General features: G+C 70.8%; 12 protein-coding genes. 7 read left to right on the top strand and 5 right to left on the bottom strand.

The window, feature by feature from the left end; genetic code table 11:
- Positions 1-710 precede the first annotated feature (710 nt).
- Together VGO20_RS06935 and VGO20_RS06930 are read left to right on the top strand one after the other, a co-directional pair.
- Positions 711-869 carry a hypothetical protein gene (locus VGO20_RS06935; RefSeq protein ID WP_327501580.1) on the top strand — a complete coding sequence of 53 codons (159 nt, stop codon included), beginning with the start codon at positions 711-713 and terminating at the stop codon, positions 867-869.
- Positions 870-995: 126 nt separating this feature from the next.
- On the top strand, positions 996-2,030 hold the full coding sequence (locus VGO20_RS06930) for a HEAT repeat domain-containing protein (RefSeq protein WP_327501579.1): 1,035 nt from the start codon (positions 996-998) through the stop codon (positions 2,028-2,030).
- A gap of 28 nt (positions 2,031-2,058) precedes the next feature.
- Here the strand turns inward: VGO20_RS06930 and VGO20_RS06925 are convergent, their stop codons facing one another.
- From VGO20_RS06925 to VGO20_RS06915, 3 genes are all read right to left on the bottom strand, one after another.
- The gene (locus tag VGO20_RS06925) at positions 2,059-2,424 is read right to left on the bottom strand and encodes a hypothetical protein (RefSeq protein ID WP_327501578.1); all 366 of its coding nucleotides are present in this window, start codon (positions 2,422-2,424) and stop codon (positions 2,059-2,061) included.
- 91 nt (positions 2,425-2,515) lie between these two features.
- Entirely contained in the window at positions 2,516-2,836 is a 321-nt protein-coding gene (locus VGO20_RS06920) for a hypothetical protein (protein WP_327501577.1), read from the bottom strand.
- 11 nt (positions 2,837-2,847) lie between these two features.
- Positions 2,848-3,162 (bottom strand): YggT family protein, encoded by a 315-nt coding sequence (locus tag VGO20_RS06915; protein ID WP_327501576.1) that lies wholly within the window; start codon positions 3,160-3,162, stop codon positions 2,848-2,850.
- A 172-nt stretch (positions 3,163-3,334) separates the two neighbouring features.
- On the opposite strand from VGO20_RS06915, the gene VGO20_RS06910 reads away from it, so the two are divergent.
- From VGO20_RS06910 to ettA, 4 genes are all read left to right on the top strand, one after another.
- Positions 3,335-3,949, top strand: coding sequence for a hypothetical protein (locus VGO20_RS06910; RefSeq protein WP_327501575.1), 615 nt, complete (start codon positions 3,335-3,337; stop codon positions 3,947-3,949).
- A 13-nt stretch (positions 3,950-3,962) separates the two neighbouring features.
- Complete coding sequence (locus VGO20_RS06905; protein WP_327501574.1) at positions 3,963-5,297, top strand: 3'-5' exonuclease; 1,335 nt, start codon at positions 3,963-3,965, stop codon at positions 5,295-5,297.
- 10 nt (positions 5,298-5,307) lie between these two features.
- Complete coding sequence (locus VGO20_RS06900) at positions 5,308-6,750, top strand: DUF294 nucleotidyltransferase-like domain-containing protein (RefSeq protein ID WP_327501573.1); 1,443 nt, start codon at positions 5,308-5,310, stop codon at positions 6,748-6,750.
- Positions 6,751-6,864: 114 nt separating this feature from the next.
- Positions 6,865-8,550: an energy-dependent translational throttle protein EttA gene (ettA, locus tag VGO20_RS06895; RefSeq protein ID WP_327501572.1), complete on the top strand. Its 1,686-nt coding sequence runs from the start codon at positions 6,865-6,867 to the stop codon at positions 8,548-8,550.
- 78 nt (positions 8,551-8,628) lie between these two features.
- On the opposite strand, the gene VGO20_RS06890 is transcribed toward ettA, so the two are convergent.
- Together VGO20_RS06890 and VGO20_RS06885 are read right to left on the bottom strand one after the other, a co-directional pair.
- The gene (locus VGO20_RS06890; protein WP_327501571.1) at positions 8,629-9,267 is read right to left on the bottom strand and encodes an MlaC/ttg2D family ABC transporter substrate-binding protein; all 639 of its coding nucleotides are present in this window, start codon (positions 9,265-9,267) and stop codon (positions 8,629-8,631) included.
- Position 9,268: 1 nt separating this feature from the next.
- Positions 9,269-9,982 (bottom strand): MlaA family lipoprotein, encoded by a 714-nt coding sequence (locus VGO20_RS06885; protein WP_327501570.1) that lies wholly within the window; start codon positions 9,980-9,982, stop codon positions 9,269-9,271.
- Positions 9,983-10,377: 395 nt separating this feature from the next.
- Between VGO20_RS06885 and VGO20_RS06880 the strand changes: the two genes are divergently transcribed.
- On the top strand, positions 10,378-10,503 hold a 126-nt coding region (locus tag VGO20_RS06880; RefSeq protein WP_327501581.1), incomplete at its 3' end, for an ArsR family transcriptional regulator.

The raw sequence follows: 10,503 nt of genomic DNA, 5'->3' as shown, positions 1-10,503 counted from the left end.
TACTTGTGTTCGGCTGGCCAATGATTCCAAGCATTCGTTCAGCCCTTCTCCGTTATTCGCACGCTGGCCGAACCGGTCGTGCGATGATACTTGGGTCTTACTCTGAATGGACTGGCATTGAGATCCCGGCACATTAGAAAGAAGACGATGACTCGACGTCAAGCTCGATGTAGAAAACTTCATAGAACCATAAAAACCAATTCGATATTGGAATACAGAAGTATTCAATGTTTCTAAATGAACATTTTGGTTTGCGTTGGTACTGCTACCGATCGTCCGGTTCCGTCGGTGCCCCGACATTGTCGTGGGTATCGGTGGTTTCGAATGAAACCGCTCGCTGAACCTGAACGGAAGTGGCGGCGAGACTCGCGGCACGGCCCGTGCGGCGGTCATGCGGTCGGGAGCGGCTCGTCCCGCGGGGTGTTGTCGGGAGAGGCAACTTGTGACGCGGGGACGAGATGATGCGCACGGAGACGAGAGCCCGGTACGGGTGGGGGCCGGTGCTGGCGGCGGCCGCGGTCATCCTGGCCGGAGCCGCCGCGGGCGCGATGCTTCGCCGTCGGGTTGGCGCCGGGGCGGTGCACGGCGGGCTTGGCCCGCGAAACCGGGGACACGGCGGGCCTGGCCCGCGAAACTGGGGACGCGGCGACATCCGGGGGCCGCAGCCGGATCGCGAAATCCGGCCCGCCGCCCTTCGCGGAGCCGAGCCGGTGGGGGCCGCCCACCGGGGCCTCTACGGCCAGATCCGCGTAGCCGGGCCGGAGGCGATGCGCGACCGGCCGCGCCGCCCGTGGGACAAGGTCGACGAAGCCTCGGACGAATCGTTTCCCGCCAGCGACCCGCCTTCCTACTATCCGTCCGGGATCTGACGCAGCGGCAGGCGGCGCGCCCCGGGCGCCGCCCTTCCGCCGGGGCGCGATCGAATTTTCGACCGGGCGGGCGGCGTGGTGCTACTGTCGGTCGGCCGCACCGACCAAGACCGAAGCCGACCCGGCGTGCCCAGACGCAAGCATCCCGACCAGTTCGACCTTTTCGCCCGCCCGCCGGCCGCGACGGACAGTGCCATGGCCGGCGACGGCGGACGCATGCCGGCCGCGGTACCGGCCGCCGAACCCCGTCCCGTGCGTTCCGTCGCGCAGACGCCGGCCGACGTGCTGGTCGATCTGCTGACGCTCCACCTGTACGGCGAGCCGCCGGCCGAACCGGGGCTCCTCGCCTTGATAGAGGAATGTGGGAAGCGCCGTGAAAGGGCGGCGGTTCCGCTGCTGCTGCGCACCTGCCGGCGTTTCGCCGGGCATGACCGGCAGGCGCCGGCGGGGGAATTGCGGGCGGCACTCGGCGCGCTCGCGGAGATCGGCGCCGCGGAAGCCGGCCCGGAACTGGTGGAACTGCTGGAGCGGGACGCCTTCGGCGTGTCCGGCACGGTCGCGACCCTCTCCTGCCTCGCCGGCCTGCGCTTCCGGCGGGCGGTCGGGCTGATACGAAGCCACGCCGTTCACCCGGATCCGGCGGTGCGCCAGGCCGTCTGCCTGCTGGCCGGCGCGCTCGCCCGGCCGGAGGACTTGGACGCGGTGTTGCCGCTGGCCGCCGACGCCGACCGTCAGGTCGCCAAGACGGCGTGCCTGACCCTGGGACGGCTCGGCCACCGGCCGGTCAAGGCGGAACTGGAAGCGCTGCTGGTCCGGGCGACGCCCCTCGACCTGCCTTCGGTGGTCGAGGCGCTGATCCGTGTCGCCGACGACGACACGGCGGTCGTCCTCGGCCGCGTCGCCGAACGCAGCGACGAGGCCGGCCGGCGGGCCGTGGTCGACGCGCTGGGCGAGATCGACGGACCGGGTGCGGCGACCTGGCTCGTCCGCCTCGCGCGCGACCCGAAGGCGTCCGTCCGTCTCGGCGTGGTCTCGGCCCTGGCCCGCAGGGAGCCCGAACCGGCGACGGCCCGCACCCTCGGCGACCTCGCCGGGGACGGCGACCCCGAGGTACGCGCCGCCGCCCAGGAGGCGTTGAAGGCCTTCGATACCGACTGGTGAGTGGCGCGCCGGCCGCCGCCGTGCCGGGTCACTTCAAAAGCGCGTAGGCCAGCCCGGTGCCCCACAGCAGGGCCGCGACGTAGCCTGCGAACTCGGCGTAGCGCCAGTAGATCCGGCTTAGCACCCCGCCGATCACCTGCTGCGCCCGGTCCTCGGGCAGGTCGTGGCGCCTGTCGAGCAGCATCCAGACCTCCGTGCGCCGGTAGGGGCTGGTCGGCGCGCGGTGCGCCTTCCAGGCCAGGGTCGCGGCCACGATGCCGGTCAGCACCGCGCCCGTCTTGAGCGCCGTGGCCGGGTCGTAGACCATCCCCACCATGGTGGTCATGATGGCGAGCGTCGCGAAGGCGAGGGCGCGCCGGATCGAGATTTCCGCGAAATATTCGATGCGATCCATGGGCGGCAACTCCGTCGGGTCGGAGAAGCCGGGCGTCGGGCTCCCGGCAGTTACCGTAACAACCTAATCCGCCCGTTGGCGCGAGGAATGCTCAAGCCACCAGCATCGCGTTGAGCAGCCCCGGGATCGAGAGAAGGATGGCGCCGGCGAGCCAGATCGTGAGCGAGAGCGGCGTGGTGTCCTCCCGGCCCGTCATGCGCTCGTAGAGCGCCGCCGGCACGCCGGAGACGAGCATGGTCCCGCCCGACACGATCAGCGAGCCGAGGTAGAACACCAGCTCGGCCGAGGGCTGGACGATCATCGCGGGGAACCAGACCGGCCACAGATGCGTGGCGACGATCAGCGCGGGCGAGAAGACGCCGTTGGCGATGCACACCAGGACGAGGGCCACGAAGAGATGGTTGCGGTCCATGGGCGCGCCCCTCAGGTCCGGCCGACGATGGGGATGAGGCCGGCGGCGAGGAGCACCGCCAGCAGGGCGATGCGCAGCGCGAACAGCCAGAAGATCGCGACCGGGATCAGCATCACCGGACCGACCATCCGGGGCGTGATGGTGGCGACCGCCCCGAGGATGGGATCGGTCAGGCGCAGGAAGGCGCGCCAGATGTAGTTGGGCCAGTCCGCGGGGACGAACAGAGCGAGGGCCAGCCGGCCCAGCATGGTGTAGATCAGCGCGGCCAGGACGTAGTTCGGGATATGGAAATACCAGTAGGTCCAGAACGGATTGCTCGGCTCCATGCGCTCGCGCTCGTGATGGCTGGGCAGTTGGTTCTTCTATCATTCGCCGCATGACCCGGACACAGCAAAATGCGGTGCTCCTCTCGGGCGCTGTGCTACCCTTCCGGGGTGCCGGGCCGCCGGGATGCGGCCGGTGTCGGGCGAGAGGGCCGGACGAGAGGGAGGAAGGGCGTTGGGTGTTCTCATGCGCCGGTTGTTCGGCGGGGCCGAACCGTTGGAGACGGCCGACCATCTGCGCCGCTCCATGGCGTCGCGTTCGGCCTTCATATCGCAGAAGAGCGCGATCGAGTATTGCCGGGCCAGGGCCGGGCTCAACTGGGACAAGCTGTTCAAGGAAATGGACTTCCAGGCGGCGCTGGAGCGCTGCCGCTGGGAGGCGCTGTCGGCGGTCGCCCTCGACGTCGCGGTCGTGATCGAAGGCTTCCTGAGGCCCCACTGGACCGGGCCGCTGCCGGTGCTCGCCGACCGCCTCGCGGTACTGCTGGGCGAAGGGCTGACCGAACTCGGCACCCCGCCGTACCGGCCGGACGGCTGGGCCGGCCTGGTCGCCGACACGCGCGAGCGTCTGGCGCTGGCGCAGCTCGGGGCGCCGAAGCCCGCCTATGAGGTCGCCGTGGTCGGGGCCGAGCGGCTGTTCGAGGTGCTCCCCATTCACACGAACCTGCGCCAGCACGACCGCGAGATGGTCGTCAACGGCGTCCGCTTCCTGATGACGCGCTACGCCGACGACCTGACCACGTCCCTGCGCCCGGGCGCGCTCGCAAGGGACCTGGCTTCGGCCGGCTGAGGCGGCGGGCGCCGTGGCGGCCGGCCTGTCCCGAGGCGTGGCGGCGGCGCTCGCGGTCGCGGGGGCCGCTGTCGCGGGCCTCGGCGCGCTGGCGCTCTGGCCCTCGGGGGCCGATCTTTCCACCGGCCGCATCGCCGGCACGGGGGCGCTCGCGCTGGGCGGCCTGGGCGCGCTCTGGATCGCGGGCACGCTGGTCGCGCGCCATACGGACGACCTCGGCCGGCTGCGCGACGCGGTGGTCGCGGCGCGGGCGCGGCCGGCCCGGATCCCGGATCTCGACGGCGATGCCGGGCGGCTGGCGGACGTCGTCCGGGACGCGCTCCGCTCGCTCGCGGCGCAGGCGTCGACGACCGACGGCCGGCTGGCCGCCGTCGTCTCGGCGCTCGACGAGGGACTGGTCGTCGTGACCGACAGCGGTCTGGTGAGCCTGGTGAACGCGGCCGCGGCGGCGCTCCTCGATCCGCGGCGGGTCGCGGTCGGCACCAGCGTCTACGCCGCGGTCGAGCCGGCCGGGCTGACCGCCGCGGTCCGGGCCGCCCGCCGGTCCGGCCGGTCCGTCCAGGCGGAGCTGCTGACCGTCGACGGCGCCTCCCTCCACGCCCGCGTCGCCGACCTCGACGGGCATGGCGGCGCGGTGATCCTGTTTCCCGTCTCCGCGCTCGTCCGCCGCCAGGGGGTCGCCCACGACCTCGACCTGCACGACCTGCCGCCGCGGCCGCCGGCGCTGGCCGACGGCCTGGCGCTGGAGGACCTGCCCGTGCTGTCGCTCGACCTAGAGACGACCGGGCTGGACGTCTCGCGCGACCGCATCCTGTCGGTCGGCGCGGTGCGCCTCCACGGCACGAGGCTGTTCCGGGCCGCTTCGCTCGACCGCCTGGTCGATCCCGGCGTTCCGGTGCCGCCGGCCTCGACCGCGGTCCACGGGATCACGGACGCCATGGTCGAGGGGGCCCCTTCCTTCGCCGAGACATGGCCGGAACTGGAGGCGATGATGTCGGGCGTCGTCGTCGTCGGGCACAATATCGGCTTCGATCTCGCGATCCTGCGCCGGGAGGTCGAGGCGGCGGGCGGCCGCTGGCCGGACCCCCCGTCGCTCGACACGCTGCGCCTCGTTGCGGCGCTGGACCCCTCGCGCGCCGACCTCAACCTCGAGGCGATCGCGACCGATCTCGGCATCGGGATCGAGGGCCGGCACACGGCGCTCGGCGACGCGCTGCTCGCGGCGGAGCTCTATGCGCGCCTGGTTCCGCTGTTGCACGACCGCGGCGTGGCCGGCCTGGGGCAGGCCCGCGCCTTCGCCGACGGCGCGCGTCGGGTCCGGGCCGCCCAGCGCGCGGCCGGCTGGTAAGGGGAGGGGCATGGACTGGGAAACGCTGGAGCGGCTCGACAGCTTCCCCTACCGCCATACGGTCGCCGACGTCATGACGTCGCCCGTGGTGATGGTCCCGGCGCACACCCCGGTCGCGGACGCGGCCGGGCGCATGGACGCGCTGGGCATCAGCTCGGTCCTGGTCGAGGACGGGGCGGAGGGAGTGGCGGCCGGCATCGTCACCGAGCGCGACGTGCTGCGCGTCGTCTCGCGCCACGGCCCGGCCGGTCTCGACCTGCCGCTCCGGGCGGTGATGAGCGGTCCCGTCCACGGGCTTCTCCCGGAAGCACCGGTCTACCTCGCCATCGGCCGCATGGACCGGCTCGCCATCCGCCACCTCCAGGTCGTCGACGATGACGGCCGCGCCGTCGGCATCCTGACGGCGCGCGCGCTGTTGCGCCAGCGCGCGGGCCCGGCGCTGGCGCTCGGCGACGAGGTCGCGGTGGCGGGCGACGCCGAGGCGCTGGGCCGCGTCCGGGCATCGCTTCCCCGGCTCGCTTGCGCGCTGCTCGCCGAAGGGGTGGCGGCATCCGACGTCGCCGCCGTGATCGCCGGGGTCATGCGCGACTGCACGGGGCGGGCGGCGGCCCTCGCCGCGGCCGAGCTGGAGCGCGAGCGCGGCCCGGCGCCGGTCCCCTGGTGCGCGCTGATCCTCGGATCGGGCGGCCGGGGCGAAAGCCTGCTGGCGCCCGACCAGGACAACGCCCTGGTCCATGCCGGCGGGCCCGAGGACGATCCCTGGTTCGCCGATCTCGGCGAGCGCATGTGCGGATTGCTCGACCGGGCGGGCATCCCGTACTGCAAGGGCGGCGTGATGGCCAGGAACCCGGCCTGGCGCCACGGCATCGCCGAGTGGGGCCGCCTCGTCGACCGCTGGATCGCGACGCCCGAGGGCGAGAGCCTGCTCAACGTCGACATCTTCTTCGACTTCCATCCCGTCCATGGCGACCGCCGGCTCGCGGCGGAGCTGAGGGCGCTGGCGCTGGGCAAGGCCCGGCATGCGCGCGTGTTCCTGAGGAACCTCGCCGCCCAACTCGCGCGTGCCGGCACGCCCTTCGGCCTGTTCGGCCGTCCCCGGCTGACCGAGGAGCGCATCGACCTCAAGCTCGGCGGGACCTGGCCCGTCGTCGCCGGGGCCCGGGTGCTCGCCCTGCGCCACGGCGTGGAAGCCACCTCGACGCTGGGGCGTCTCGACGCGCTGGCCGCCGCCGGAGTGCTGGCGGAGGCCGACGTCGCCGCGATGCGCGGCCTGTACGGCGTGGCGCTCGGGATGATGCTGGACCAGCAGGTCGCCGACGTCGCGGCCGGGCGGGACCCGGGATCGCGCGTCGATCCCCGGCGGCTGGCCGCCGCCGACCGTGGCCGGCTGCGCGAGGCGCTGAAGCAGGTCGGCCGCATGGTGTGGACGGTGGAGGACGCGCTGGCGCGCTGAGCCGGCCGGTTCTCGATGCTCGCATTGGCGGGCACGTTGGGGTAAAACGGCGCTCCGTCCGGGTGCCGGTGGCCCCGCGCGTGCTTCCATCGTTTTCAGGGTTCGGAGAGGCGCATGGCGTCCTATCAATACGTCTATGTCATGAAGGGGCTGACGAAGATCTTTCCCGGCGGCAAGAAGGTGCTGGAGAACGTCTGGCTGTCCTTCTACCCCGGCGCCAAGATCGGCGTCATCGGCCCCAACGGCGCCGGCAAGTCGACCCTGATGAAGATCATGGCCGGCTTCGACAAGGACTACAACGGCGAGGCCTGGTCTGCCGAGGGGGCGAGGGTCGGCTATCTGCCGCAGGAGCCGCACCTCGACCCGGACAAGACCGTCCACGGCAACGTGATGGCCGCGCTGGCCGACACCAAGGCGTTTCTCGACCGGTTCGAGGAGGTCAGCATGAGGCTCGGCGAGGTTGAGGACCCCGACGAGATGACGGCGCTGATCGACGAGCAGGCCGAGCTGCAGGAGAAGATCGAGGCGGCGAACGCCTGGGACCTCGACCGCACCGTCGAGATCGCGATGGACGCGCTGCGCTGCCCGCCGCCCGACGCCGACGTCACCAAGCTGTCCGGCGGCGAGCGCCGCCGCGTCGCGCTGTGCCGCCTGCTGCTGGAGAAGCCGGACCTGCTGCTCCTCGACGAGCCGACCAACCATCTCGACGCCGAGAGCGTCGCGTGGCTCGAGCGGCACCTGCAGGAATATGCCGGGACGGTGGTCCTGGTGACCCACGACCGGTACTTCCTGGACAACGTGACCGGCTGGATCCTGGAGCTCGACCGCGGACAGGGCATCCCCTACGAGGGCAACTACTCCGCGTGGCTGGAGCAGAAGCAGAAGCGGCTCGAGCAGGAATCGAAGACCGAGCAGGCGCGCCAGAAGACCCTGGCCGCCGAGCTGGAGTGGATCCGTGCGTCGCCCAAGGCCCGCCAGGCCAAGAGCAAGGCCCGCATCGCCGCCTACGATACGCTGCTGGCCGAGGCCAACAAGTCGCAGCAGATCACCGAGCCCCAGATCGTCATCCCGACCCCGCCGCGCCTCGGCAGCCTCGTGATCGAGGCCGAGCACCTGCGCAAGGGCTTCGGCGACCGGATGCTGATCGAAGACCTGGACTTCCGCCTCCCGGCGGGCGGCATCGTCGGCGTGATCGGACCCAACGGCGCGGGCAAGACGACGCTGTTCCGCATGATCACCGGCCAGGAGCGGCCCGACGGGGGTGAGTTCCGCGTCGGCGACACGGTCAAGCTCGGCTACGTCGACCAGAGCCGCGACACGCTGAACGACAAGAAGAACGTCTGGGAAGAGATCTCGGACGGGCTGGACGTCATCGAGCTGGGCAAGAAGTCGATGCCCAGCCGGGCCTATGTCGCGGCCTTCAACTTCCGCGGTTCCGACCAGCAGAAGAAGGTCGGCCAGCTCTCGGGCGGCGAGCGCAACCGCGTCCATATCGCCAAGATGCTGAAGTCGGGCGCCAACGTCCTGCTGCTCGACGAACCAACCAACGATCTCGACGTCGACACCCTGCGGGCTCTCGAGGACGCGCTGGTGGGCTTCCCCGGCTGCGCCGTGGTGATCAGCCACGACCGCTGGTTCCTCGACCGCATCGCGACCCACATCATCGCCTTCGAGGGCGAAAGCCAGGTCGTCTGGTTCGAGGGCAACTACCAGGACTACGAGGCCGACCGCAAGCGCCGCCTGGGCGCCGAGGCCGACCAGCCGCACCGCATCAAGTACAAGCCGCTCGTGCGCGCCTGAGAAGGCCGCAACGGGAAAGGGCCGGCCCTGCGGGGCCGGCCCTTTCTTCTTGGGACGTTTCGTGATCCCGCCGGGGGATCAGCGCGCCGCCGTCCGTTGCCGGAGCGCGTTCAGCAGGGCGTCGATCGAGCCGCCGCCACGCTGGATCACCGAGGCGAACTCGTTGCGCTGGGTCACGCTCATGCTGACGCCCTCGACCGCGACGTCGATGATCTTGTTCTGGCCGTCGCGCTGGCGCACGCGCCATTCGACCGTGACCGGCGGTCCGTCGGGACGGACGATCTGGCTCTGGACGATGGCGTCGCGTTCGCCTTCGGGCCGATGGCCGAGGATCTTGAGCGTCTCGCCGGAGTCGAGGCTCTGCCCGGAATACTCCGAGAACCGGTCGGCATAGACCTTCACGATCAGCCGCTCGAACAGCTCCAGATACTCCTGCCGCTGCTCCGGGGTCGCGGTGTTCCAGTTCCGGCCGAGGACGAAGCGCCCGATATAGGGCACGTCGAAACCTTCGTTCAGCAGGGTGCGGAAGCGGTTCTCGACCTCCTGGCGCTGGAGGTCCGGCGTGATCAGGATGTCCACGGCGCGGGCGCCGAGGTCCTGGACGAAGCGGGCAGCCGACTCGGACCGGGGATCCGCCGAGGCGGGGACGGGAGCGGTCGCCCAGCCGGCAAATGCCAGCAGGGCGGCCGCGGCGATGAAGATGCGGCGCGTGATCATGTCAGTTGGAATTGGAGGATCCGGCGCCGTTTTCAACGGCGGGCTCGTCGATGTCCTCATAATCCGGGAATTCGATGCTGCCGCCGCTGCCGTCGTTGATCTCGGTCGCCCGGCGCTGCCGGTAGAGGCTGCGGGCCGAGGCGTAGGGATCGAGCGAGTTGCGCCGCAGGTCGTCGACGGCCTCGATCAGTTCGGTGCGGGTGTCGACGCCGGTCACTCCCGCGCGCACCGCCATCGCGCCCGACCTGTCGGCGTTGTTCGCCCAGATGTTGACGGGGTCGGCCGCCGTGTCGGCCACGAGGCCCGTCGCGTCGCGCAGGTTAGAGGGGCCGAGGAGGGGCAGGACCAGGTACGGGCCGTCCGGCACGCCCCAGACCGCCAGGGTCTGGCCGAAATCCTCGTACTCGTAGTGCAGGTCGCGGTACCGGCCCGCGATGTCGAAGGCGCCGCCCAGGCCGATCGTCGTGTTGACCAGGAAGCGCGAGAACGCGACCTGGGCTCCCTCGAAGTCGCCCTGCAGCAGTTCGTTCGCGACCAGCAGCGGGCTCGTCAGGTTGAGCAGGAAGTTGCGCACCGCCATGCGGACGGGGGTCGGCACGGTGCCGCGGTACACCTCCGCGGCGGGGCGCAGGACGAGGATGTCGGCGGCCTCGTTGAACCCGTAGACGACCCGGTTCACCGGTTCCAGGGGATCTCCGTCGGCGATCGCGCTCAAGGAATCCTCCCCCGGAGCCGTGGCGCAACCGCCGAGCGGCAGGGAAGCGAGCATGAGAGCGAACACCGCCGCCCGGGCCCGTGGACGTTTGAGGCAAGCCTGGATGATCAAGGACGCGCTCGTCGAATGGGTGGCGTGGTGGAAGCGGCAAGAGCCTGCGCTACCGCTTCCGGTGCTTAATTGACCTATCACACGGTCGCCGCCTTTACCAGAGGGTGCGGCACAACTGCAACCGAGCCTGCTATCCATGTGGCAAATATACCTCGAAAGAACGGGCCTCGTTTCGCGGCGGCGCGGTCATAAAGCGGTTTACGTCGCATAAAGATATCTTTATATATCAGATATGACGTGCACGGACCCGCATGCGCATGCGGCGGTAAGGTATTGGGAAGGGAATGGAGTTCCTGCTGACAGCACTGAAGGCCGCCGCCGAGCCCACGCGCCTCCGGCTGATGGCGCTGTGCGCCCATGGCGAGCTGACCGTCACGGAACTGACCCAGATCCTCGGGCAGAGCCAGCCG

The sequence above is a fragment of the Arenibaculum sp. genome (assembly GCF_035998295.1).
In the GTDB taxonomy this organism is placed as follows: Bacteria; Pseudomonadota; Alphaproteobacteria; order Azospirillales; family Azospirillaceae; genus DASYHS01.
This window is presented reverse-complemented; position numbering and strand designations above follow the sequence as displayed.